Raw genomic sequence first — 23,161 nt, forward strand, 5'->3', positions numbered from 1 at the left:
TTCGCGAGCAGGCTCACTCCTACACGGGGGCGGGTTAAGGCTGGAACCATTCGTGGCGTTCGTTGAAGGTTTGCTGGATGAGGTCGATGAGGGTTTTGATTTCGGGGGAGTTTTGCGAGTCGGTGTTGACGGCGAGCCACGCGTGTAGCTGCATCGGTTCGGCGAATAATCCGGGCAGTGCGATGAGGCCACGGTCGAAGCGGCTCATGTATGCCGGCAGCAACCCGATGCACGCGCTGCAGCGAATCATCTCCAGCATCAATTCATAAGACTGCATCTGCACCACCCCAGCCAACCTCTCCTCCACCAACTCATTCCACGGCCGAAAGCTCTCAACCTGTCGGTCATGCTGCCATTGCACCAACATGAAATCAGCCAGATCTTCCGGCGTTTCCGGTCTAGCTGTCACCCGCGAATAGCGCTTGGCAATGTGCGGCAGATACTCGATCCGCGCGAGGTGTTGCGGTTCGCTAGTGGAAAAGGTCGGGCCGGGATTTGGGCATTCGCCAGGAGCAAGCCACAGGACAATGTCGGCGCTGACCGCACGCAAGGCCAGTTCGCTATCCAGAGCAATAATTTCCAGACGCAGGCTGGCGTTGCGGCGCAGCAATGCGATGAGGTCGCGGCCAAGGATGTCGTGGAGGATGGATGCGGCGACGGCGAGGCGGATCAGTGGCTGTTCGATGACCGGGAGTTTGCGTTCGTGGGCCAGGGTGATGAGTCGGGCCTGCAACTGTTGGCCTTCGCGGGTCAGGCTGAGGGCGCTGCCCTGGAAGCTGAACAGGCTGCGTTGCAGTTGCTGTTCGAGTTGCGCGAGTTGTTTGCGCAATACAGTTGAGCGCACGTTGAGGCTGCGCGCGGCTTGCATGAAGCAGCCGCAGCGAGCACTGACCAGGAAGTATTGGGCGACTTCGCTGTCGATGGTCGCGGCCTGGTTTAGCCAGGGTTCGGAGCGGGATGGGGGCGATTGGAAATCAGCAGTGCCCGAGCGTCCTGCGGGTTCGGTGAATGACATTGATGACTCCCTGTCGATCTAATGTGGTGTCGTTACGCAAATCTTTGTAGGAGCTGCGGCACGCTGCGATCTTTTAATCTTTAAAAGCAAAATCAACAGATCGCAGCCTCGTTTCACTCGACAGCTCCTACAGAAACACCGTGTGTCAGTTACCTATCACTTTGTTCAGTTCGGCGCCGTCGATGCTGAGGGTGGCGGTGTTGAGCATGCCGTCCAGATAAGCCTGGGCGATCTGTTCCTGGCGTTGCGCGCGCAGGGCCTGGGCCAGTTGGTCGCGCAGTTCCTCCAGCGTCGCGGTGCGGGCCGGTTGTTGTTCGGTGAGCTTGATCACGTGGAAACCGGCGGCGCTTTGCACCGGATCAGACACGGCGCCCACCTTGAGCCGCGCCACGGCGCCACGCACTTCCGGCACCAGTTGTTGCAACGGTTGCAGGCCGGTATCACCGCCCCGCTCTGCCGTGACGCGATCCTGCGAATATTGCGTAGCGAGCGCCGCAAAATCAGCCGGTGCTGATTGCGCCTTCTTGCTCAATTCAGCGGCTTGTTTGCGCACCGTTTCCACATTCGCTGCGTCACTGACGCCAAGGAAAATCTGACTGACCCGGTACATCGGCGGCGTCTGCCAATTGGCCTTGCCGGCGTCGTACGCCTGCTGCAATTCAGCTGCGCTTGGATACTCCGCCGGCACCTGACTCACCGAGCGCAAGTAATCACGAAACACGATTTGCTCAGTCGCTGCGCGAGTCTGCCGGGCGACGTCCGGACGCTGCGCCCAACCCTGCGCATCGGCCTGTTCCAGCACCGCTTTCTCGGCCAGCCGCGCACGAATCCAGCGCTCCAGTGCCTCACGGTTGCCGCGCAATTGCTCGCGGGTTTGCGCCGGGACGGTGGCCAGCAGCGCCTGCAATTCCTCTGGCGAAACCTGCTGATTGCCCAACCGCGCGACCGCTGGCCCGGCTGCAACCGCCGGCAACGGCGACGGCTGCTGGGCGGCGACCGGATCACTGCCCGGTCGCAGCACCAGCGCCACGGCCACCACCAACAACGCCAGCGCTCCGGCGCCGATCACCATGGCAGGCTTTTTCACAGCGCGGCTTCCTCTGCTTCGGCGACAGCGGACTTGGCGGCTTGCACAGCAGCGGTCTGGCTGAAATCGCGCAGGTAAACGATGAATTCCTGCAACAGGCGATCCCACAACTCCAGATTGCCGCGCAGGTGCTCGTTGCTCACCCCTGCGGCCACGACCACGTCCATTTCCATCAGCAGAAACTCGCCCTGCAACGACAACCGTGCAAACCGCCGCGTCGCGTTCCACTGCTCGGCCACGCCCTGGGGCAAGTCGCCCTGCACGCGCAGCGCACAGCTGAAGGTGAAATCAACAAAGCTGCCCTGCTCCACCGCCGGGTTGCCGAAGCGCACGGCGTAGCCGATGCCCTGACTGGCGCTGAGCAACTGGACGATGCCGTTCTGTTCACTCTGGTTGACGCGATAACCAGCGGCCTGGAGGACGTCGGTCAGCGATTGCGGGGAAACGTGGGTGATCAATTGAGTCATGGCTTTCTTCCTTGCTATCAGTGAGCGATCGCCGCTTGCGGCGCGTCGAATTGGGTCTTGTACAGCTCGTCGCCGAAGCCCTGGGCCAGTTCATCGAACTTGACCCGGGCGCTGCCGGCGAAGGGCTGGCGGATCTTCATCACTTCGGCGACGTCGATGTTTTCGTAGGCCGTGAGGATCTGTTTGGCGACGCCGTACATTTGCTGATTCTTTGCTGAACATTGCTGCACTTGTGTGTCACGTTCCGCCAGTTGTGCTTGCAGCTTCGAGCGTTCCGCTTCCTTGCCGCGAGCGAGGACCAGCAATTCGTCATAGGCTTTTTTGAACTTGCCGGTTTGCTCGGCACTGGCCGCCACTTGCGCCTGAGCCTGGCTGTGCAGGCTCTGTTGCTGCCCGGCGAGTTGCTCGGCGAGGCCTTTGGCCTTGGCCAGTTCGGCGGTCAATTGCTTGATTTGCGCCTGGGCTGCCTTGACTTCGTTCTGCGCCGCCAGTTGCGCGGCGCTGGCCTGGGCCTGTTGGCTTTGCAGGGCCTGCAATTGCTGGGTGGTGCTGCGCAATTGCGTGCGCAAGCGTTCTTCCATGCCTTCGGCGCTCGCCCCGGTGGCAATCAACAAACCCAGGCCCAGCGCGAGAAAACGCGTGTTCATAAAGCTCTCCCGGCGCCTTAGAAGCGCGTGTTGATCTCAAGCTGCAAGACGTCGATGTCGAACGGCGCGCCGTACACCGCTTCGGTGCTCATCCAGCGACCCGTGGCGGAAACGTTCTTCGCCAGGCCGTAGTTGCCGCCCATGAAATAGCCCTTGGCGTTGGTGCCGCCGAGGTGGAACGACGAGTCGTTGAAGCCGTCCGGCAAGGCGTCCGGCTGGATGTACTTGTAGCCGGCGAACAGGTTCCAGTCGCCCTTGCGCTTGAGGTCCAGCGCGTTGCCGAGGGTGAACTGCACCATCCACGCATTGGCGCCGCTTTCGATCTCGCCGTTGCTGTCGAGGTTGTTGACGATCTGCCCGGCGGAGCGCTTGCGCATGTCGCCCTCGTCGTAGCTGAGGTTGTGGATGTAGTTGCCCTGGCTGCGCAGTTTGAAGTCCTGCGGCAGGTCGGCGTCCCACACGACGTTGAGATCGAGCAGGTTGAATTCGGACGCAAGCCCGACGAATTGCGGCTGCGGCGTGGCGCTCGGATTTAGCGGGTTCGGCGTGATGTCACGCAGCAGGAACACGCTGTTGCCCTTCTGCATGAACGCCGCGCGGGTGCCGTCGCTGTCGCAACCCGGCGCGCCGGCCCACGGTTCGCAGGGGCTGGAGCGCTGGCCCTGAATATCGTCGAAGCGGTAATAGGCCAGCGCGCCTTTGAGGCGGTTGTTGCTATTGATCGCCCATTTCGCGCCGAGCTGCGCGCCGTACAGCCACTTGTTGTCGCTCTCTTCCTTGTCGAAACCGTTGCTGCTGGAGGTGTCGTTGGTGTAGTCCACGGGGAACGCGCCGACCGTGCCGAACACGCTCCAATCGCGGTTGAGCTTGTGATCGAAAATCGCCGCCACACCGTCGAAATTCAGGTCATTGGAATAGAGCATGTCGGTGGACATGAACGGGTTGGCGAAGCGCCCGCCGGTCAGAGTCAATTCGTCCATTGGCTTCCAGGTCAGATAGCCCTGATCGAGCCAGATGTCCTTCTTGGCGAAGCCGCCGCCGAGGTTCTGCGTGGTCGATACCGGATTGTTGTCCGAACCGGTGCCGATGCGAATGCCGGCGGTCCATTCCTCGGAGATCAGCGCTTTCATGCCCAGGCGTGCGCGCAGGCGAAAGAGGTTTTCGCGGTCTTCGCGGGTATTGAGCAACGGCGGCAGACTGGTGCTGCTGTTGGGATTCACGTCGTACGGGCCATTGTTGTTGAGCTTGGCGAAGTCGACGATTTCGTTGCTGTTGTTGCCCGAGTAGTAACGCGATTCGTCTCGCAGGCGAATGTCGCCGTCGAAGCTGATGCGCGAGGCCCAGTCCGGGAAGGTATTCGGTGCTGCCCAGTTTTCCTGTTTGGCGGTGGCCATGACCTCGGCTTTGACCTGATCGCGGATCTGGTCGCGCACCGCTGCCGGCACGTATTGCACGCGCACATCCCCCGGCGCGGCGACCGGCCCGGCCGCTACGGCAGTGGACGCGGCAGCCTGCTTGGCCTGCGCCGCTTCGTTCTGGGCCTGGGCGATCAGCGCGTCGGCCTTGTCCTGTTTCAGAATGCCCTGCTCGACCAGCAAGCGGATCAGATTGATCGTGGCGTTCTCCGAAGGCGCAGGCGCTGCCATCGCCTGACCGACCAGGGTCGCAATGACCATGCCGACCGCCAGGGACAATCGATTCACGTTGGAAATCATCTGCACACAACTCCTTTTGCCAAAGCTTAAATAAGTGAATTAACCCGGACGCCGCCCTTGCAGGGACAGGCGCACGGGCAAAGTGATGGAGGCCGGAGGCCTTTCGCTGAGCGCTGGCGCACCGCGTAAAGCGGCCAGCACCTGGGTATCGATTTGCGGGTTGCCGCTGGACTTGATCAGTTCGACACGGGTGATCTCGCCGACGCTGCTCAGCCAGACATCGGCCTGCAGCGAGAACGCGAGGTTGCGCAGCTCGGGGTTCTCGCGCAGCAAACGCTGGAAGGTGAACGCGAGAAACTGGCTGTACGTGCCCGTACCCAAACGCCCGCCGCCGGCACCGGCCATGCCGCCGCCCTTGCCCGCGCCGATGTTGAAAGCGTCGCTGCCGGCCTGCGCGTCGCCGTCCATTTGCATCGGGTTGGCCAGATCGTCCGCCGGCGATGGCGGTGCTTCTTCTTCAGGCTTGACCTCCTCCGGCTCAGGCGTTGGCTCGGGCTCGACGACTTTTTCTTCCACCGGCGTTTCCGGCTCTGGCGGTTTCTCCGGCGGCGGTGGTGGCGGTGGCGGCAACGGAATGATCGTCGGCACCTTCGGCGCTTCGCGACGCATGCCGGCCATGTCGTTGGCCCACTGCCAGAGGAACCACGCGGCGAGTGCGCCGACCAGCAATCCGGCGCCCCACTTCACATAACGCAACGGCGACTTTTTCACGGGCGGCGGTTCGATCGGGAGTTGTGCGGTCATGACTCAGCCCTGACTCGGTTTGCCGGTGACGAGACCGACCTGGGACAGTTCGAGCCGGCGCAGCAGGTCGAGCACTTCGATGACTTTCTGGTACTGCACCGTCGCATCGCCGCGCACGATCACCGGGAAATCCGGACTCTGTGCTTTCTCGATGCGCAGGCGCTCTTCCAGCTCGGCCAAAGTGACCGGATAGGCATCGAGGAACACCTGGCCGCCGTCGTTGACCGAGATCGCCTTGGTCTTGGCCTCCGACAGCGACACCGAAGCGCTGGCCTTGGGCAGGTTGATCTGGATCCCGGAGACCTGCGCGGTGGCGGTGAGGATGAACATCACCAGCACCACCATCAGCACATCGACCAGTGGGGTGATGTTGATGCTGTCGACTGCGGCATCGTCATCATCGTCGTGGGAGGCATTTACGGACGCCATGGCAGTGCTCCTCAGGCCGGTACGGAGTGGTTGGCGTGATGGCCGCGCTGGTGCGACGCCTCACTGAACTGGCTCTCGCCATGCATCTCCGCCAGACGAGTGATGAACTCGTCGACGAACACGCGCATGTCGGCGCTGACTTCCTTGTTGCGGGTGATCAGGCGGTTGTAGCCAAACAGCGCCGGGATCGCGACGAACAGGCCCATCGCTGTGGCGAGCAGTGCTGCGGCCATGCCCGGCGCGATGGCGTTGATGTTGACGTCGCCGGCCATTGCCGTGCCGAGGAACACCACCATGATCCCCAGCACCGTACCGAGCAGGCCGATGTACGGGCCGCCGGCGATGGCGTTGGACAGGGTCGAGAGTTTCGAACTCAGTTGCTGGTTCTCGCGGGTGCGCACGCCGTCCATGGAGCAGCGAATGGCTTCGATGGTCGCGGCGGAAACCGACGAGGTATCGGCGCCCTGCTCGCGGCGGGTGCGGATCTCTTTGACTGCCACCAGATACAGGCGCCACAGCGACGAATGCTGCAGACGTTGAGCCAGTTGCGCGTCGTCGGCGAACATCTCCAGACGCGTGCCGACCTTGGCGAATTGCACGCGAAAGTCTTCGTTGGCCGCAGTGACGCGACTGAGGCTGCGGTTCTTGCGCAGCATGATGATCCACGACTGGAACATCATCAGCACCAGCACGGCGATGATCACCCAAGCGTCGATGGGCACCGCGTTAAGGAGGAAGCCGAGGCTGCCGAAACCGAAGCCGGATTGTTCTTCATCGACGCCGTAAGCGACCAGTTTCGACTCGGCGCCTTGCGAGGTGGCATCCGCCAGCAACAGCGCGGCCGGACGGGCGACCTTCGACAGGCGCAGTTCATCAATGGCGCCAGCGAATGGCTGGAACGCGCCTTCCTGCAGATCAGCGCCGATGGCCATGACCGAGTTGAACGCCGGCATCGCCTGGGCCAACGCAGCACTCTCGCGACCGTTGACGTACAGCGTGACTTTCGAGCCCTCGGCAGTCAGCGCAACGTGCTGCCATTGCGAAGGAGCCAGAGCTTGCGTGGCGGCAGCGCGCTGGCCGTCGATTTCCACGAACGGCAGGCCTTGGCTGACACCGATCAGCAGACTTTGCATGCCTTCGCGCCGAGCCAGGATCAGTTGCTCGCCAGTGGCCTGATCCAGACGCAGCCAGGCGCTGAAAGTGAACGCGCTACCAGCGTTGTGTTGCAGCGACGGACTGGCCGGCAGCAACAACGGCTGACCGCTGAACTGCAAGGCACGGCCGACGACGCCATCGATCGCTGTGCCGGTCGCGCTTTGCGCGGTGTTGCCGTACGCCGTGGTGTCTTTCGCCGGGGTGCCGGTGGCGCCGTCGAAGTGATACAGCGCGGTGTAATTCGGATCGAAAGTCAGTTGGCCGTTGCCGGTAGCCGGGGCTTTCTGGTTGCCGTAATACATCCAGATGTCCTGACGCTGACCGCCCTCGACATTCGGCACATCGACCCAGATCAGCGCCATGCCCATCAGCGCATCGAAACTCTCGATCTGGTGGTTGAGCACGGTTTTGTCATCGGCAGCGACAAAGCGCAGATCGGAGCCGTCCTCTTTCACGCCGTCGAAGGTGAAGTTGCCGGTGTGCAGGCGCACCAGCAGCGCGGTGCGGCCGAGGGCCTGATTGATCGCCGCGCCTTGTGGCGTGGTGTCGACGGCGATCTGTTTGCGGTAATGCCAGTCGTCCTGCCACCAGGCCTGAGCCGTGGCCGGGAGCACGAAGCCCAGGCAGATCAACAACGAAAGGAGAAGGCGTTGCATGGACGTGCTCCGTTAGAAAGTGGCTTGAAGGTTGAAGTGCAGGCGCGATTCCTGCTTTGAGGTGTTCGGCCCTTCGAGTAGCGGGTAGCCCCAGTCGAGGCTGCCGGACAGCCATTTACTGAGGCTGGCGCGGGTGCCGAGGCCGACGCTGGCCAGGGCGTAATTGGCATCCTGGTCCGGCAGTTCGTCGCGCAGGTACAGCTGCGCACCTTCGGCGAAGGCATAGAAGCGCCAGTCCTGCATCCACGTGCCGGCGAATTTCGCCAGCGACGGTGTGCGCAATTCCTGGCTGAGCAAGTAGCCGTCATCGGCGGTGCGCTCGGCAGCGAGATAGCCGCGCACCGAAGTGGCACCGCCGGCGGAGAATTGTTCGTTGGAAACCAGCGGCCCCGAGGCGAGTTGGAATGCGGCTTTGCTTGCGCTCTGCCAGTCGCTGTCGAAGGTCCAGGTGTAGTTGGTGTCGCCCTTGAGCACGGCGAAACCCGGTTTGGCGCGATAGCGTTTGTAGTCGAAGTCTTCGTCGTCGCTGCCGTAGCCGAACACGCTGCGCGTGGCGGCAACCAGACTCAGACCGAGACCGAGCTGGCTCTTTTCGCTGTAGCGATAGCCGTTGTAAGCGAAGGTGAACGGTGCATATTTGAGCGGCACCTTGTCGCTTTCGCCGGACAGGCTCAGGCGCTCGTCGAAGTCCTTGAAGTCGATGCCGGCCGACAGCGAGTTCGACCAATTGCCGCTCGAGGGCAGCGTGTAAATTGCCGCGACGCCGTAGCTGTGACCCTTGCCGAGCACGTTGCTGCCGCCGATGGTGGCGACGTTGCTGTCGGACTGGTAACCGGAGAATTGCACGCTCCAGCGCTCGCTCAGCGGCGCGGTGTAGGACCCGGACCAGACCTTGGCGTTGTCGGTTTCCTGCGGCGCGGTGAAGAACGTCAGGTTGACGCTGTGACCGAGCTGCCAAAGGTTGTTGTAACCGAGACTGGCGACGCTGCGCAGCTTTTCGGTGTCGGCGCTGTAGTCGTTATTGAGGCCGACGCTGGCCGTCCACGGGTTCTGGTCTTCGACCTGCAAATCGACATCCATGGTGCCGGGGCGCTGCCCTTCGCGCACCAGCGGCATGACCTGGCGACCGGGAGTCTTGTTAAGTTGCGCGAGTTCGCCCTGGACTTTGGCGAAGTCCGGCACCTCGCCTTCTTTCAGCGCCGGGACGTTGTCGCGAATGTCCAGCGGCGAATAGTGTTTGGCGCCGACCACGCGCACCCGGCCGACCTTGGTTTCGCTGACTTGCAGATAGACGATGCCATCGGCCACGGCCTGCTCTGGCAGCTCGACAAACACCGATTGATAGCCGCGTTCCTGGTAGGCCTTCTGCAACGCATCGCGGGCGCCTTCGATGTCGCTCAAGGCTTTCTGCGGGCCGAGAAACGGGTACACCGCTTCTTCGATCGCCCGCGCATCAAGCACGGTGTTGCCGCGCACGAAGTATTCGTTGACGTCGACCAGTCGCTGCGCGGCGGGCGCTTCTGTGCCCTCCTCGGCCAGCGCTGGCTGCGCGCCCGCCGTCACCAGCAGCCAGCCCCACAGCGCCAGCCGTGACGTGAAAATCCGTTCCACATTACCCCCTGAAATTCGCGATGACCTGTGGGCGTTAGCGCCCGGTGTGCTGCGTCAATTGCTGATCGTTGTGGCGCAGGCGTGCTTGCCCAGCCAGGTGTGCAACAGCGCAAAGTTCAGCGAGAACTCGGGCATTTGCAGCAAGGCACCGCAGAACACTTCGCCGATGATTTTCTGAATCAGCAGCACCGCGCGCGGCTCGTTGAGCAGCGTGGCGATGTCACGGCTGAGGGCGGTGAAACTCCAGACCTTCTGGTTCAGGCCAAGACCGACGAACCAGCGGAACAGCAGGTTGTAATTGAGCTGTTCATAGAGCTGCTGTTCGCTGGGCACCGAATACAGCAATTGCAGGAGCAGGATGTGCATCACCGTCTGCGCGGGAATGAGCATGCCGGGCGCGGCGTTGAGGTCGCGCAGCAGGTCCTGGTGGGCGTCGAGCAGATCGTCGATCTGCGGGCGCAGCAACACCAGCGAATGGCCCGGCGGAATGTAGCTGGACACTTCTTTCAAAGCGCCCTGCCAGTCATCCTGCGAGACGATCCAGACCCACGGCGCGCCGTAGCGATACACCGAAACCGGCTTCTTGCGCGCGGCTTCGACGATCTTCGACAGGCGTTGATCGAGCTCCTGCATGCCCACTTTCGAATAGCGTTCCATAGTCCCCATTGCCTCACTCCCGGCGTCCCGCCTCGGCTTGCAAAGTGCGCCCCGAAAGGCCCCTCAAGCGCGTTACACAGGCATGACCGGACTGGCAAAGGGCTACCGAACTTTTGTCATAAAAGCTTCATTACCGAAGATGGATTGACGGATGTAGATGATCGACCGTGGGAGCGAGCCTGCTCGCGAAAGCGCTGTGTCAGGCGATGAGGATGTTGGATGTGCCGCCGCCTTCGCGAGCAGGCTCGCTCCCACAAGGTGGACTGTGGTTGCACCGTTGCGTGACATTCGCGTGACATTCACGGGGTTAAATCCCGGCCCGTTCAGGCGTATAACCTTCACAAGACTTTCAATCGGCACGCCGACTTCAACACAGGGTAGTGACATGACCACAGCAAACATCCTTGGCAACCTGTTCCCTTCGGTCAGCGACATCCCGGAAAAATATCGCCTCGACGCTCAGGTCGAGCAGCGTGAATACCTGGTCGATGGCCAATTGCGCCGCTGGGACGGCCCGCTCGCGCAGGTGCGCAGCCCGGTTTATCTGAAAAGCGCAAACGGTGCAGAACAGGTGATCCTCGGCAGCACGCCGCTGCTGGATGCCGACACCGCCCTCACCGCCCTCGACGCTGCCGTTCGCGCTTACGATCGCGGCCAAGGCCTGTGGCCAACCATGCGCGTGGCCGAACGCATCCAGCACGTCGAAGCATTCCTCGGCCGCATGCGCGAGCAGCGCGAAGCCGTGGTCAAGCTGCTGATGTGGGAGATCGGCAAGAACCTCAAGGACTCGGAAAAAGAGTTCGATCGCACCTGCGATTACATCGTTGACACCATCAACGCATTGAAAGAACTCGACCGCCGCTCCAGCCGCTTCGAGCTGGAGCAGGACACCCTCGGGCAGATCCGCCGCGTGCCGCTCGGCGTCGCCTTGTGCATGGGACCTTACAACTACCCGCTGAACGAAACCTTCACCACGCTGATTCCGGCACTGATCATGGGTAACACCGTGGTGTTCAAACCGGCCAAGCTCGGCGTGCTGCTGATTCGCCCGTTGCTCGAAGCCTTCCGCGACAGCTTCCCGAGCGGCGTGATCAACGTCATCTACGGCAGCGGCCGCGAGACTGTCAGTGCTTTGATGGCCAGCGGCAAGATCGACATCTTCGCCTTCATCGGCACCAACAAGGCTGCCAGCGACCTGAAGAAGCTGCACCCGAAACCACACCGTTTGCGCGCCGCTCTCGGTCTGGATGCAAAGAACCCGGGAATCGTTTTGCCCGAAGTCGATCTCGACAACGCCGTCAGCGAAGCGGTCACCGGCTCGCTGTCGTTCAATGGTCAGCGCTGCACCGCACTGAAAATCCTCTTCGTCCATGAAGACGTGGTCGACAGCTTCATCGAGAAATTCAACGCCAGACTGGCCACGCTGAAACCAGGTATGCCGTGGGACAGCGGCGTGGCGCTGACGCCACTGCCGGAGTCGGGCAAAGTCGACTATCTGCACGGTCTGGTCGCGGATGCGCAAAGCAAAGGCGCACAGGTGGTCAACCCGAATGGTGGCGAGTCCCACGCCTCGTTCTTCTACCCGGCAGTGCTGTATCCGGTGAACCCGCAGATGCGCGTGTATCAGGAAGAACAGTTCGGCCCGGTCGTGCCCATCGTGCCGTACCGCCACCTCGATACCGTGATCGACTACGTGCTGGAATCGGATTTCGGCCAGCAGTTGAGCATCTTCGGCACCAACCCGGTGGCGGTCGGCCGGCTGGTTGACACCTTTGCCAATCAGGTCGGGCGGATCAACCTCAACGCCCAGTGCCAGCGCGGCCCGGACACTTACCCGTTCAATGGCCGCAAAAACTCCGCCGAAGGCACGCTGTCGGTTCACGATGCATTGCGAGTGTTTTCGATCCGCACCCTGGTGGCGACCAAATTCCAGGAGAGCAATAAGGACCTGATCAGCGAGATCATTCGCGGGCGTGATTCGAGTTTCCTGACCACCGATTACATCTTTTGACGGATGATCGGCAGGATTGAATGATCCTGCCGATCCGTCAGCTACCCGGCAATTCAGTGACTACACTGAGCCCAGCATTGCTGGATGCCCGGGAGGCTGACCATGCTCGATTACTTCGCATTGGGTCTGTTGGTTTTTGTCGGTCTCGTGCTGTTTTACGGGATTATCGTGCTGCATGACATTCCGTACGAGATCGCCGTCCACCGCAACCACCCGCATCAGGACGCGATCCATGCCACTGGCTGGGTCAGCCTGTTCACCTTGCATGCGCTGTGGCCGTTTCTGTGGATCTGGGCGATGGCCTATCGCGAGGATCGTGGTTGGGGGTTCGGCGATGGCAAACCCATTCAGAATCACGTCAATCAACTGGAGCAGCAGGTCGTCGAGCTGCAAGCCCGGATCGAGCGGCTCGAAGCGCAGTCGCCGCTTGCGCCGCAATCTGACAGCCGGGGGATCTGAGCATGGATCTGTTGCTCATCCTCACGTATGCCGCGCTCTGCGTCGCGATTTTCAAGATCTTCCGCATTCCGCTGAACAAATGGACGGTGCCCACCGCTGTCCTGGGTGGCGTGCTGATCATCGGCGCGCTGATTTTCACCATGAACTACAACCATCCCTATTCTGAGGTGGCGCGCTCCTACTTCGTCTCGGTGCCGGTTATTCCGATCATCAGTGGCCAGGTGATCGACGTACCGGTAAAGGGCAACGAACCCCTGGAAAAAGGCGACGTGCTGTTTCGCATCGATCCAACGCCTTTCCAGAACCGCCTGAAATCGCTCAAGGCGCAACTGGTTGCAGCCAAGGGCGACCGCTACCGCATCACCGAACTGATTCGCCGCAACTTCGGCACCCAGCGTGAACTGGACGCGGCCATCGCCCGCACCGACGATCTGCAGGCGCAACTGGACAATGCGCAGTTCGAGCTGGACAACACCGTGGTTCGGGCACCGAGCAAAGGCTTCGTCACCCACGTTTCGCTGCGACCGGGGATGATGGCGAGCAAGCTGCCGCTGCGCCCGTCGATGGTGTTTATCCCGCAGGAAGGTCAGTACTTCGCCGCTTGGATGCGTCAGAACAGCCTGCTGCGTCTGACCGTGGGCGACGAGGCCGAAGTCGCCTTCGACGGCATTCCCGGCAAGGTCTTCGCCGGTCGGGTGAAAAGTGTGATCGGGGTGATAGCCGAGGGCCAGGTGCAACCTTCCGGCACCCTGATCAGCTACACCGGCTCACCACCGGCCGGACGGGTGCCAGTGATCATCGAGATAACCGATCCGGCGTTCGCCGAATACAGCGCGCTCATGCCAGGCGGCGCGTATGGACAAGCGGCGCTTTACAGTCAGCACTTTCACCACATCGGCGCGATGCGCAAAATCCTGCTGCGCATGTCCGCCTGGATGAATTACATTTTCCCCTTCCACTGATTTGACTGACTCACGAGGTTCGCACTGACTACTTACAGCACCCACCGCCTGCCACCGCTGTTGCGCCGTATCCTGCGTCCGTTACTGGACCCGTATCGGCGCTACCGTCACGCCCGACTGATCCATTCCGTGCGGGTGGCCTTGGGATTGTTGGCGACGATTCTGCTGACCACTGGCATCAATCTGCCCCACGGCGAATGGGCATCGGTGACCATGCTGGTGGTGATCGGCGGTTTGCAGCACCACGGCAACATCGGCAAAAAAGCCGCCGAGCGCGCCATCGGTACCTTGATCGGTGCAGGAGTCGGGTTGGCACTGGTGGCGCAGCACGCCTGGCTGGGCATGCCGTGGCTGACCTACTTTTCCATGGCCGTGGTCTGTGGTTTTTTCTCCTATCACGCGATTGGCAAGGGCGGCTACACCGCCCTGCTCTCGGCCATCACCGTGTTCATCGTCGCCGGGCATGGCGACAACCCGATCACCGATGGACTGTGGCGCGGCGTCGACATCCTGATCGGCATCGCCCTCGCCCTGGCGTTTTCCTTCGCCCTGCCGCTGTACGCGGTCTACTCGTGGCGTTACAACCTCGCCGATGCCTTGCGCGATTGCGCTACGGTGTACGGACGCATCATCAACGGTGAAGCGGTCAGCGCCGACGAACACGTGCGGCTGATGAGCAAGCTCGGCGCGGTGATGGTGCAATTACGTTCGCTGATGCCGTCGGTGTCCAAGGAAGTGAAAATCTCCATGACCGAGCTCGACGCGATTCAGCGCAACCTGCGCATGTGCATCAGCACGCTGGAGATCCTCGGTAATATCCGTCCCAGTGCCAGCGACCCGCAGGCCACAGCCCATTTGCAAACGGCGCTGAAGGCTGAGCACCGGCAGATTCGCGTGCAACTGATCGGGATGGCTCGCGCCTTGAAGACCGGTGCCTCGCAACGGCTGGAGCGGCCGATGGAACTCCCGGAAGCGAACCTTGACGCGCCAGTTGCCAATACGCTCGACGGCTACCGGATGCTGACCCGACAACTCGCTGCCAATATCAGCGAGATGCGCCAGCGCTTGGCAGCGACCGCACCGCGCTGGAACATCTGATCCTCACTGCGCCGCCAGCCGCCGGGCTTTCCAGCCCCAACCTTGTTGCATGCCGGCGGCGGCGAGCAGGATCGCCGCCACGCCGATCCACTGCAGCAATTCGAGGCGATGGCCGAAGGCGAACCAGTCAACGAAAATCGCCGCGATCGGATAGATAAAGGACAGCGCGCCGGTCAATGCCGTGGGCAATTTCTGAATCGCGCCGTACAGCAACACATACATCAGCCCCGTGTGAACAATGCCCAGCGTCACCAGACTGGCCCAGGCATCGGCGCCTTGTGGCAACGCATCGAAATGCGCGAACGGCGCGAGCAACAACACCCCGGTGCACACTTGAACCAGCGCGATCAGGTGCGGCGGCGTGCCGGTCAGGCGCTTGATGATCAGTGCGGCAATCGCATACAGAAACGCCGCGCCCAATGCCAAGGCAATCCCCAGCAGATAGTCATTGCCGCTCTCGCCTTGCGTGCCGTGGGCACTGACAATCGCCAGCATGCCCATGAACGAAATCGCCAGCCAGAACAGCTTCCGCAAGGTGATTTTTTCGCCGAGGAACAACGCCGCCAGGCCGACCAGCATGAACGGCTGTACGTTATAGACAGCCGTGCCGATCGCAATCGAGGCGCGGGAATAGGACGCGAACAACAGCACCCAATTACCGACAATCGCCATGCCACTGAGCACCGCCAGCAGAAACGTTGTGCGGGTCAGAATCCCCGGACGCAGGAAGCCGAACGCGGCGCAGACCAACAGCAAGGTGCCGGCGCCGAACACGCAGCGCCAGAACACCACGTCGAGCACCGGTTGCCCGGACACCAGCACAAACCAGCCGATCGTCCCGGATATGAGCATGGCGGCGGTCATTTCCAGCGAGCCGCGGCGGATTGCGTTGTCCATAATCTTCTCCTGAGGCTGTGAGCGAAGCGTGGCAAAAGTATGCCAAGCGCACCTCGGGCTGCTCCAGCGCATAAAGCAGGCTAAACTTGGTTTTCGCCTTTTTTATCGAGGGTGATTTGCGCCCTTCGCCTAATCCGGAGTTTGAATGTGACTGACGATATCGATCAGATCCTTATCAGCGCGCTGATGGAAGACTCGCGTCGCTCGCTCAAAGCGCTGGCGCAGATCAGCGGCCTGTCATCGCCCAGCGTAGCCGAGCGGTTGCGGCGGCTGGAAGAACGCGGCGTGCTCAAGGGCTACACGGTGGAGATTGATCCGAAATGCTTCGGCTATCAGTTGCAGGCGATCGTCCGCGTACGGCCACTGCCAGGGCAACTGCAGGAGGTTGAGCGGCAGATCATGTCGATTCCAGAGTTCACCGAGTGCGACAAGGTCACCGGCGACGACTGCTTTATCGCCCGCCTGCACGTGCGCTCGATGGAGCAGCTCGATTCCCTGCTCGACCGACTGAATACGTTGGCCGAAACCAACACCGCGATCGTCAAGAAGACCCCGGTCAAGCGACGCCTGCCACCGATGGCGTAGGTGTCTTTTACCAATGATCAGGGTAGATTGGGGTTTTTCGCAGCTAAGGAATGGCGCTATGAAAATTCAGGCAATACTGCTGGCCGGCATGCTGCTCGGCGGCTGTGGCACGATTCAAACGGTGGCGCGCAACGACCAGGCTGCCGTTGACGGACTCAAGCAGCAGAAAAGTTATTGCGGCGCGGTGCCGAGAATCTACAGCGGCCTCGCTTATGACTTCTGCACGCTGAACGCTCCGCTGGCCTCAGGCATCGATCCCGATGATCACCGCAACGCGGCCATTCCGGTGGTGCTGGTGGACGCCGTGGTCTCCGGCGCCCTAGATACCTTGCTGCTGCCCTACACGATCTACCGTCAGCAGGTGGATGGCAGCATCGTCATCAACTGAACGATTACTTTCTTACAGACAATAAAAAACCCGCCGGAGCGGGTTTTTTATTGCAGCCCTCAAATCAGTCGTCGCGGCTCATGATGCCGAACAGTTGCAGCAGGCTGACGAACAGGTTGTAGATCGATACATACAGGCTGATGGTCGCCATGATGTAGTTGCGCTCGCCGCCGTGGATGATCGCGCTGGTCTGGAACAGAATGCAGACCGACGAGAACAGCACGAAGCCGGCGCTGATCGCCAGTTGCAGGCCGCTGATCTGGAAGAAGAAGCTCGCCAGCGTAGCGCCCAGCAGGACGAAGAAACCGGCGGTGATGAAACCACCGAGGAAGCTCATGTCCTTGCGGGTGATCAGCACGTAGGCCGACAGACCACCGAACACCAGTGCGGTCATGGCGAAAGCCGAGCTGACCACTTCAGCGCCGCCCTGCATGCCCAGGTAACGGTTCAGGATCGGGCCGAGCAGGAAACCCATGAAACCGGTCAACGCGAAGGCGGACACCAGGCCCCACGCGGAATCACGGAGTTTGTTGGTGAGGAAGAACAGCCCGTAGAAGCCGATCAGCACCACGAAAATGTTCGGGTAGCCGACACGCATCTGCTGGGCTACGAAGGCCATCACGCCGCTGAATGCGAGGGTCAGAGCCAAGAGACCATAAGTGTTGCGCAGGACGCGGCTAACCTCTAGCTGCTCAGCCTGCACGCTGTTATTAACTGCGTAATCCTGTTCGCGCATGGCGACACTCCTGTTGGTTTGAAACGTTCAGTCGCAAAGATCATAACAGACGCTCTGTAACAAGCCATGCAGAGAGTTTGACAGTGTGTTTCATTCAGGTATTATGGCGCCCGCAACGCAAACGGAGGTGTGGCCGAGTGGTTTAAGGCAACGGTCTTGAAAACCGTCGACTGTAACAGGTCCATGAGTTCGAATCCCATCGCCTCCGCCATCTTATGTACGACAAAGCCCTGATTATTCAGGGCTTTGTCGTTTCTGCGAGATATGTTTTGCGCAGCATCGTTTGCGCATCTGTTGAGTCATTTCACAGCAGTGCCTCGTACACCTGAGGCGCTGCTGCCCGAATAGCCAATGCGTACCCGCTCAGCCAAGCGACTCAAAGACAGCCTCCGCACGCTGTTGCACCGGCGCCTGAGGTCTGAGCATTTGCTGCCAGGCGAGCTGCGCCTGGACCTTGGCCACCGAATCCAGCACTTTCTGCGCCCAGCGATCATCCTCGGGATGCACCACGACCACCCGGAAGCCATGATCCTTGCCTTCAATCTGCACGCCCTCCGAATCATCGACATGCAAGTCGATATCGAACGCTGGCGGATACTTGGAAGGCGCATTCGACATCCCGTGCGCCGTCAGCGCACGGTTGTGCAGCACGCTGTTGACCACGCCATCGACGCGGATACCGTACAGCGCCAACCAGCGCCTGATATAGGACGGCGTGCGCCCGGATGAGGTGTAGACCCAGACACTGCAATCCTGGCGACGCAGCTCTCGGATCAGCGATCGTGTGCCCATCCGCAACGGTTCACCCAGCCAGCGACGAATACAGGCCGGTAGTCGACTCTTCTCCACTGCGCAGTGGTGGAGCTGGCAAGCGAGCGTGTCATCGATATCGAACGAAATCCGTATACGCTGACGTTCGAACAACTGCGGCAAAGCGCAGCGGATAGCCTGCCCTGCCCGGCTGCCGAAGGTTCTCAATCTGGCAAATGCTGGTGCCCAGTTCATCAATGGCCACCTTGAGAGAGAGGCAAAGGCTTGCCTTTGAGAAAGAACTTCATTGGATCGGGCGCCTGTTCTTCTAAGAATGCTGCATATTTTTTCTTGATCTTGGGCAATTCGTACAACGCCTTGACGCCATGCTTGGCGGAGTTGCGGATGACCGAAGACGGGTTGAAATAGCCCTCGGCATTTTCCAGGGTCAACACGAATGGAGGCAGCCCTGCCCGCATGAGCAAGTAGCTGACAATCAGCGAGCCACTGCGGTTGTTGCCTTCGATAAACAGCTGCGGCTTGCTCAGAATGCGCACATAGACTCCCGCTGCACGCTTCCAGACTGACTCACTGCGATAAGCGCAATACCAGTTGTACAAGTCCTTGATGCCTCCCTCAACATTGTTGAAGAAGTGCGCCTCAGTGGCTGCCAGATGCTGGGCGTATTCCAGCCGGCGCGCCGGATCCCGGCCACAAAGCACTGTGGCATTGATCTCCAGCATCAGGTTCAGTTGCTGCAGATCGAACAGGTCGATGCCGCGGGCAACATATTCGTCAACCAACGCATAACCTTCAAGCACATTGTTCAGGACTTCGTCAGTGAACGGGTCTCGGGGCTCGGTGAAGTGCCGGCTGAGCTCGGCGAAACGGCTCTGCACGTTACGCAGTGCGCGTTCAATCGCAGGCAAATCAAGGCGATGCGTGGCAGGCATTGGAGCTCCTTGGAAACGCTTGGTAAATGTCCGCCGGTGCCCGCCAAATCCATTTGGCTTGTGCAGGTAGGCGGCCGTGACCGGTGCTGTGACTTAGCTGAACTTGCCGCTGATGTAATCGCCGGTCATCTGTTCACGCGGGTTGTCGAAGATCTGCGCCGTCGGGCCCATCTCGACCAGATAACCGGTGCGCGTGCCCTGGGAAATATCCACCGAGAAAAACGCTGTGGTGTCAGCAACACGGATGGCTTGCTGCATGTTGTGAGTGACCAGTGCGATGGTGTAGTCCTTCTTCAGCTCGACCATCAACTCTTCGACGCGTCGGGTGGCGATCGGGTCCAGTGCCGAACAAGGCTCATCCAGCAGCAGGACTTCCGGCTCGGTGGCGATTGCCCGGGCGATACACAGGCGTTGCTGCTGGCCACCGGAGAGCGACAGGCCGCTGACCTTGAGCTTGTCCTTGACCTCATCCCATAACGCGGCGCCTTGCAGCGCATGCTTGACGCGGTCACCGATATCGCCCTTGTAGCGATTGAGGCGCAGACCAAACGCAACGTTGTCGAAGATGCTCATCGAGAACGGGTTAGGCTGCTGAAACACCATACCGATGTAGCGGCGTACGACCACCGGATCGACGCCCTTGCCGTAGACGTCCTGGCCGAGGAAATGCACATGGCCCTCGAAACGAAAACCCTTCACCAGATCGTTCATCCGGTTGAGACTGCGCAGCACGGTGCTTTTGCCGCAGCCTGAGGGACCGATGAATCCGGTGATCTTGTTTTTCTCGATGGGCACGTGGCTGTCACGTACTGCCATGAAGTTGCCGTAGAAAATCTTGTCCAGTTTGCAGTCCATGACTACAGGCGCCTGGGTGACAAACGGAGCGGCAATTTGCGCAGTGGATACGTTCAAAATCAGATGCTCCCGTTCTTAATACTTGGGCTTGCCGAAAATCCGGCTGATGATGTTCACGAACAGCACGATCATCACCAGCACCAACGAAGCCGCCCATGCGAGCTCGAGCTGGTTATCGAAAGGCATGCCGGAGAAGTTGTAGATCAGCACCGCCAGCGAGGCAGTCGGATTCATGACATCGAGATTGCCCTGGTGGTAGATCCAGTAGTTGCTGAAGAGCGCGGTAAATAACAGCGGTGCCGTCTCGCCTGCGGCACGCGCCACGGCGAGCATCACGCCAGTCAGGATCGCCGGCATGCCGGTCGGCAAGATGATTTTCCAGATGACCTGCGAGCGAGTGCAGCCCATGCCATAAGCAGCATCTTTCATGATCTTGGGCACCATCCGCATCGATTCTTCTGCGGTCAGCACCACGATAGGCAGCATCAGGACGGCGAGCGCCACGCCACCTGCCGGTGCCGAATATGTGCCAGTCGTCATTACAACCAAAGCGTAGGCAAATACACCTGCCAGGATTGATGGCAGGCCCGTAAGCATCTTGGCGGCAAAACGCGCGGCGTTCCCCAGCTTGCTATCCGGCCCCAGTTCAGCCAGAAAAATGGCCGCCATGATCCCGACCGGCACCGCGATCGCTGCCGCGATACCGACCATCACGAAAGTACCCGCCATCGCATTGCCGAAACCGCCACCCATCTCGAAGCCGGTCGGCGGCAGTTCGGTGAAGACTTCCAGGTTAAGACGCGCGCCACCACGAGTGATCAGCATGTAGAGCACGGAAATCAGCGGCACGCTGGCCAGCAAAGCACCTGCCCAGACCAGGGTGGTCAGGATCAGGCTGCGCAGCGCGCGGCCTTCGAACCTGCGTTGCAAACTGGGCATCGCACCGGTTGGCGCCGTCAGGTCTGTTGCTGCGGTCAGATCAGTCATCACTTGTTACCCCGTTGGGCGTACATCATGATCATCGAGCCGAAAATGTTCACGATCAGCGTAATCAACATCAGCACGAGCGCGGCATACATCAACACCTCGATCTCGTTCGGTCCGGCTTCGGGGAAGTTCAGCGCCAGCAGAGCCGCAAGCGTGTTGGCCGGTGCAAACAGCGAGAGGGAAATGTTGTTGGCATTGCCGACCAGCATCGCCAGCGCCATCGTTTCACCCAGCGCGCGCCCCAGGCCCAGCACCAGAGAGCCGAAAATGCCGGTGGCAGCCGAAGGCACCATCACTTTGAGAATCGCTTCCCAATGGGTTGTGCCCATGCCGTACGCGGCCTGTTTGGTTTTCATCGGCACAGCCGTAAGCGCGTCCTGCGACACGGCGGCAATGGTCGGCAGAATCATGATGGCGAGCACCAGAGCTGCGGGCAGCAGGCCCGGACCGCTCAGGGACGTGCCGAAAAAGGGTATCCAGCCCAGTTCGCTGTTCAGCCAGGTCGTCAGCGGCCGAATCGCCGGGATCACCACATAGATCCCCCAAAGGCCATAGACCACGCTGGGGATGGCCGCGAGCAGTTCGACGATGGTGCGAAACAGCGCAGCAAGCTTGGTCGGCAGGAAATCCTGGGTCAGGAAAATCGCCATGCTCACACCAAAAACACCGGCGATCAGCAACGCGATGAAGGCGCTGTAGAGCGTGCCCCAGATGGCTGGCAGAATGCCGTATTTGCCTTGGTTGACGTCCCATACGCTGCCCAGAAGCACATCGAAGCCGTGCTTCTCCATACCGGGAAGTGCTTTGCGTCCGACCTCGAACACCAGTGCAAATACCAGCGCCAGAATCAGTACCACACCGATGCGCGCGAGCGCGCGGAAGGTGCGATCAACCAGGAAATCCTTCGTCGAGGGTGGCTGGCAGGCAGAGTCGGGATTAACCGGTACGACAAAAGGTTTGTTCATGGGCTAAGTCCGGAACAGGGGGAAAACTCTCCCGGCGTGGTGCAGACGCACACGCCGAGAGAGACCTCACGGCGTTACTGAATGTTGGCGGACGCTTTGCGAACCTGTTCGACGACCGATTGCGGCAACGGGATGTAACCCATCGAATCGGCAATCTTCTGCCCCTCGGTCAGGCTGTATTCGACCATTTCACGCATGGCTTTGGCCTTGGCCGGGTTGCCATTGTCCTTGCGGAAAATCATCCAGGTATAAGAGGTGATCGGATAGGACTTGGCACCGTCCGGATCAGGCAGCCAGGCCACCAGGTTTTCCGGCATCTTCACCGCCGCCAGGGCCTCGGCACCGCTTTCGGCGTTTGGCACGACGTAATTGCCAGCCTTGTTCTGCAACTGGGCAAAGTCGACCTTGGCCAGCTTGGCGAAGCCATATTCGATGTAACCAATCGCTCCAGGGGTCTGGCGCACGGTCGCCGTCACGCCATCGTTTTTCGGCGATTTGATGAACTTGTCACTGGCCGGCCAGTTGACGGTGTTGCCCTCACCCAACGCCTGCTTGAACTCGGCATTGACGGTTGCCAGGTGCTTGGTGAATACGGCGGTAGTACCGCTGGAATCTGCACGCACGACAACCGTGATCGGCGTATCGGAGAGTTTCAGGTCCGGGTTGGCTGCGACGATCTGCGGATCGTTCCAGCGCGTGATTTTGCCCAGGAAAATGTTGGAATAGACGTCGCGTGGCAGCTTCAGGCCCTTGGGATTGCCCGGCAGGTTATAGGCCAGCACGATTTCCCCGGCGGTCATTGGCAGCAACTGCACGCCTTCGGCGACCTTGGCGATATCTTCGTCTTTCATTGCCGAGTCACTGGCAGCGAAATCCACGGTTTTGTTCAAGAAGTCCTGTACGCCCGCGCCACTGCCCTTGGATTGGTAATCGACAGTGACACCATCGGATTTCTTGCTGAAATCCTTGAACCAGGTCAGATAGATCGGCGCCGGGAAACTTGCTCCGGACCCCGTCAGGCGAACATTTTCTGCTGCAAAGGAGGCCGAGGTGGCACAAAGAGATACCGCAATGGCGAGCGCAGCAGACTTCATCAAACTTTTCATTAAATGACACCTAGTGATTACGGGCTCCCGAACTCTGCAGCAGTTTTGTGACGATTTCATGAAAGCAAAGTGGCAAGCGTTACCCTCATGGTCCGCAGCAGCGCATATGGACGTAATCGGCTTCCGGGTTTCGAAAAATCGAATCTTCCTGTGCCGGACTTGTCACTACCCCCTGATCCCGAGCAGTCACGTGCCAGGTTCACATTGCAAAAACGCTACTTTTCCC

The 23,161-nt window shown here is 60.5% G+C and carries 24 protein-coding genes and 1 tRNA gene; 7 read left to right on the forward strand and 18 right to left on the reverse strand.

Going from position 1 to position 23,161, the window contains the following annotated elements:
• Positions 1-34: 34 nt before the first annotated feature.
• From ACV8MC_RS20540 to ACV8MC_RS20585, 10 genes are all read right to left on the reverse strand, one after another.
• The gene (locus ACV8MC_RS20540; RefSeq protein WP_457263257.1) at positions 35-1,015 is read right to left on the reverse strand and encodes a substrate-binding domain-containing protein; all 981 of its coding nucleotides are present in this window, start codon (positions 1,013-1,015) and stop codon (positions 35-37) included.
• A gap of 145 nt (positions 1,016-1,160) precedes the next feature.
• Complete coding sequence (locus ACV8MC_RS20545; protein ID WP_457263259.1) at positions 1,161-2,102, reverse strand: peptidylprolyl isomerase; 942 nt, start codon at positions 2,100-2,102, stop codon at positions 1,161-1,163.
• Entirely contained in the window at positions 2,099-2,569 is a 471-nt protein-coding gene (locus ACV8MC_RS20550) for a YbjN domain-containing protein (protein WP_236169736.1), read from the reverse strand. Before ACV8MC_RS20550 ends, ACV8MC_RS20545 begins: the two co-directional genes overlap by 4 nt.
• 17 nt (positions 2,570-2,586) lie before the next feature.
• Entirely contained in the window at positions 2,587-3,216 is a 630-nt protein-coding gene (locus tag ACV8MC_RS20555; protein WP_150635406.1) for a DNA repair protein, read from the reverse strand.
• 17 nt (positions 3,217-3,233) lie between these two features.
• Positions 3,234-4,931 (reverse strand): putative porin, encoded by a 1,698-nt coding sequence (locus ACV8MC_RS20560; protein WP_457263262.1) that lies wholly within the window; start codon positions 4,929-4,931, stop codon positions 3,234-3,236.
• A gap of 39 nt (positions 4,932-4,970) precedes the next feature.
• On the reverse strand, positions 4,971-5,675 hold the full coding sequence (locus ACV8MC_RS20565; protein ID WP_457263264.1) for an energy transducer TonB family protein: 705 nt from the start codon (positions 5,673-5,675) through the stop codon (positions 4,971-4,973).
• Positions 5,676-5,678: 3 nt separating this feature from the next.
• Complete coding sequence (locus ACV8MC_RS20570; RefSeq protein ID WP_003201710.1) at positions 5,679-6,104, reverse strand: ExbD/TolR family protein; 426 nt, start codon at positions 6,102-6,104, stop codon at positions 5,679-5,681.
• Between the two features lie 11 nt (positions 6,105-6,115).
• Complete coding sequence (locus ACV8MC_RS20575; protein ID WP_457263266.1) at positions 6,116-7,915, reverse strand: DUF2341 domain-containing protein; 1,800 nt, start codon at positions 7,913-7,915, stop codon at positions 6,116-6,118.
• 12 nt (positions 7,916-7,927) lie between these two features.
• Complete coding sequence (locus ACV8MC_RS20580; RefSeq protein WP_056785742.1) at positions 7,928-9,526, reverse strand: ShlB/FhaC/HecB family hemolysin secretion/activation protein; 1,599 nt, start codon at positions 9,524-9,526, stop codon at positions 7,928-7,930.
• A 54-nt stretch (positions 9,527-9,580) separates the two neighbouring features.
• Positions 9,581-10,192, reverse strand: a complete 612-nt coding sequence (locus ACV8MC_RS20585; RefSeq protein ID WP_095179898.1) for a transposase — start codon at positions 10,190-10,192, stop codon at positions 9,581-9,583.
• Between the two features lie 376 nt (positions 10,193-10,568).
• On the opposite strand from ACV8MC_RS20585, the gene ACV8MC_RS20590 reads away from it, so the two are divergent.
• The 4 genes from ACV8MC_RS20590 to ACV8MC_RS20605 all read left to right on the forward strand — a co-directional run bounded on the left by ACV8MC_RS20590 (position 10,569) and on the right by ACV8MC_RS20605 (position 14,713).
• Complete coding sequence (locus tag ACV8MC_RS20590) at positions 10,569-12,194, forward strand: NADP-dependent glyceraldehyde-3-phosphate dehydrogenase (RefSeq protein ID WP_457263268.1); 1,626 nt, start codon at positions 10,569-10,571, stop codon at positions 12,192-12,194.
• A gap of 102 nt (positions 12,195-12,296) precedes the next feature.
• On the forward strand, positions 12,297-12,653 hold the full coding sequence (locus ACV8MC_RS20595; RefSeq protein ID WP_150742061.1) for a DUF3302 domain-containing protein: 357 nt from the start codon (positions 12,297-12,299) through the stop codon (positions 12,651-12,653).
• A 2-nt stretch (positions 12,654-12,655) separates the two neighbouring features.
• Positions 12,656-13,615 carry an HlyD family secretion protein gene (locus ACV8MC_RS20600; RefSeq protein WP_016774598.1) on the forward strand — a complete coding sequence of 320 codons (960 nt, stop codon included), beginning with the start codon at positions 12,656-12,658 and terminating at the stop codon, positions 13,613-13,615.
• A 57-nt stretch (positions 13,616-13,672) separates the two neighbouring features.
• Entirely contained in the window at positions 13,673-14,713 is a 1,041-nt protein-coding gene (locus ACV8MC_RS20605; RefSeq protein ID WP_150742060.1) for an FUSC family protein, read from the forward strand.
• 3 nt (positions 14,714-14,716) lie between these two features.
• Here ACV8MC_RS20605 and ACV8MC_RS20610 read toward each other — a convergent pair whose 3' ends face one another.
• Positions 14,717-15,610 (reverse strand): DMT family transporter, encoded by an 894-nt coding sequence (locus ACV8MC_RS20610; RefSeq protein ID WP_457263270.1) that lies wholly within the window; start codon positions 15,608-15,610, stop codon positions 14,717-14,719.
• 147 nt (positions 15,611-15,757) lie between these two features.
• Between ACV8MC_RS20610 and ACV8MC_RS20615 the strand changes: the two genes are divergently transcribed.
• A complete protein-coding gene (locus ACV8MC_RS20615) occupies positions 15,758-16,195 on the forward strand; it encodes an Lrp/AsnC family transcriptional regulator (protein ID WP_457263272.1) in 438 nt (145 codons plus the stop codon).
• A gap of 58 nt (positions 16,196-16,253) precedes the next feature.
• Positions 16,254-16,583 (forward strand): YceK/YidQ family lipoprotein, encoded by a 330-nt coding sequence (locus ACV8MC_RS20620; RefSeq protein ID WP_130910296.1) that lies wholly within the window; start codon positions 16,254-16,256, stop codon positions 16,581-16,583.
• A 64-nt stretch (positions 16,584-16,647) separates the two neighbouring features.
• Here ACV8MC_RS20620 and ACV8MC_RS20625 read toward each other — a convergent pair whose 3' ends face one another.
• On the reverse strand, positions 16,648-17,319 hold the full coding sequence (locus ACV8MC_RS20625; RefSeq protein WP_008006561.1) for a Bax inhibitor-1/YccA family protein: 672 nt from the start codon (positions 17,317-17,319) through the stop codon (positions 16,648-16,650).
• A 123-nt stretch (positions 17,320-17,442) separates the two neighbouring features.
• Between ACV8MC_RS20625 and ACV8MC_RS20630 the strand changes: the two genes are divergently transcribed.
• Positions 17,443-17,530: transfer RNA gene (locus ACV8MC_RS20630), tRNA-Ser, on the forward strand.
• Between the two features lie 152 nt (positions 17,531-17,682).
• Here the strand turns inward: ACV8MC_RS20630 and ACV8MC_RS20635 are convergent.
• From ACV8MC_RS20635 to pstS, 6 genes are all read right to left on the reverse strand, one after another.
• Positions 17,683-18,324: a hypothetical protein gene (locus tag ACV8MC_RS20635; protein ID WP_457263274.1), complete on the reverse strand. Its 642-nt coding sequence runs from the start codon at positions 18,322-18,324 to the stop codon at positions 17,683-17,685.
• Positions 18,324-19,022: a hypothetical protein gene (locus tag ACV8MC_RS20640; RefSeq protein ID WP_056785687.1), complete on the reverse strand. Its 699-nt coding sequence runs from the start codon at positions 19,020-19,022 to the stop codon at positions 18,324-18,326. The genes ACV8MC_RS20635 and ACV8MC_RS20640 overlap by 1 nt, the downstream gene beginning before the upstream one ends.
• Positions 19,023-19,115: 93 nt before the next feature.
• A complete protein-coding gene (pstB, locus tag ACV8MC_RS20645) occupies positions 19,116-19,877 on the reverse strand; it encodes a phosphate ABC transporter ATP-binding protein PstB (protein WP_016774591.1) in 762 nt (253 codons plus the stop codon).
• A gap of 75 nt (positions 19,878-19,952) precedes the next feature.
• Entirely contained in the window at positions 19,953-20,864 is a 912-nt protein-coding gene (gene pstA, locus ACV8MC_RS20650; RefSeq protein ID WP_016774590.1) for a phosphate ABC transporter permease PstA, read from the reverse strand.
• Positions 20,864-21,829 carry a phosphate ABC transporter permease subunit PstC gene (gene pstC / locus ACV8MC_RS20655; protein WP_024012838.1) on the reverse strand — a complete coding sequence of 322 codons (966 nt, stop codon included), beginning with the start codon at positions 21,827-21,829 and terminating at the stop codon, positions 20,864-20,866. Before pstC ends, pstA begins: the two co-directional genes overlap by 1 nt.
• A 74-nt stretch (positions 21,830-21,903) precedes the next feature.
• Positions 21,904-22,935 carry a phosphate ABC transporter substrate-binding protein PstS gene (pstS, locus tag ACV8MC_RS20660; RefSeq protein WP_051600442.1) on the reverse strand — a complete coding sequence of 344 codons (1,032 nt, stop codon included), beginning with the start codon at positions 22,933-22,935 and terminating at the stop codon, positions 21,904-21,906.
• Between the last annotated feature and the right edge of the window lie 226 nt (positions 22,936-23,161).

This window comes from Pseudomonas sp. PK-RTE-24, from assembly GCF_054052265.1.

Bases quoted from the DNA above. Each gene is read 5' to 3' on its own strand.
- ACV8MC_RS20540 (WP_457263257.1), bottom strand. From the start codon at position 1,015: ATGTCATTCACCGAACCCGCAGGACGCTCGGGCACTGCTGATTTCCAA.
- ACV8MC_RS20550 (WP_236169736.1), bottom strand. From the start codon at position 2,569: ATGACTCAATTGATCACCCACGTTTCCCCGCAATCGCTGACCGACGTC.
- ACV8MC_RS20555 (WP_150635406.1), bottom strand. From the start codon at position 3,216: ATGAACACGCGTTTTCTCGCGCTGGGCCTGGGTTTGTTGATTGCCACC.
- ACV8MC_RS20560 (WP_457263262.1), bottom strand. From the start codon at position 4,931: ATGATTTCCAACGTGAATCGATTGTCCCTGGCGGTCGGCATGGTCATT.
- ACV8MC_RS20565 (WP_457263264.1), bottom strand. From the start codon at position 5,675: ATGACCGCACAACTCCCGATCGAACCGCCGCCCGTGAAAAAGTCGCCG.
- ACV8MC_RS20570 (WP_003201710.1), bottom strand. From the start codon at position 6,104: ATGGCGTCCGTAAATGCCTCCCACGACGATGATGACGATGCCGCAGTC.
- ACV8MC_RS20575 (WP_457263266.1), bottom strand. From the start codon at position 7,915: ATGCAACGCCTTCTCCTTTCGTTGTTGATCTGCCTGGGCTTCGTGCTC.
- ACV8MC_RS20585 (WP_095179898.1), bottom strand. From the start codon at position 10,192: ATGGGGACTATGGAACGCTATTCGAAAGTGGGCATGCAGGAGCTCGAT.
- ACV8MC_RS20590 (WP_457263268.1), top strand. From the start codon at position 10,569: ATGACCACAGCAAACATCCTTGGCAACCTGTTCCCTTCGGTCAGCGAC.
- ACV8MC_RS20595 (WP_150742061.1), top strand. From the start codon at position 12,297: ATGCTCGATTACTTCGCATTGGGTCTGTTGGTTTTTGTCGGTCTCGTG.
- ACV8MC_RS20600 (WP_016774598.1), top strand. From the start codon at position 12,656: ATGGATCTGTTGCTCATCCTCACGTATGCCGCGCTCTGCGTCGCGATT.
- ACV8MC_RS20610 (WP_457263270.1), bottom strand. From the start codon at position 15,610: ATGGACAACGCAATCCGCCGCGGCTCGCTGGAAATGACCGCCGCCATG.
- ACV8MC_RS20620 (WP_130910296.1), top strand. From the start codon at position 16,254: ATGAAAATTCAGGCAATACTGCTGGCCGGCATGCTGCTCGGCGGCTGT.
- ACV8MC_RS20625 (WP_008006561.1), bottom strand. From the start codon at position 17,319: ATGCGCGAACAGGATTACGCAGTTAATAACAGCGTGCAGGCTGAGCAG.
- ACV8MC_RS20635 (WP_457263274.1), bottom strand. From the start codon at position 18,324: ATGAACTGGGCACCAGCATTTGCCAGATTGAGAACCTTCGGCAGCCGG.
- ACV8MC_RS20640 (WP_056785687.1), bottom strand. From the start codon at position 19,022: ATGCCTGCCACGCATCGCCTTGATTTGCCTGCGATTGAACGCGCACTG.
- pstB (WP_016774591.1), bottom strand. From the start codon at position 19,877: ATGGACTGCAAACTGGACAAGATTTTCTACGGCAACTTCATGGCAGTA.
- pstA (WP_016774590.1), bottom strand. From the start codon at position 20,864: ATGACTGATCTGACCGCAGCAACAGACCTGACGGCGCCAACCGGTGCG.
- pstC (WP_024012838.1), bottom strand. From the start codon at position 21,829: ATGAACAAACCTTTTGTCGTACCGGTTAATCCCGACTCTGCCTGCCAG.
- pstS (WP_051600442.1), bottom strand. From the start codon at position 22,935: ATGAAAAGTTTGATGAAGTCTGCTGCGCTCGCCATTGCGGTATCTCTT.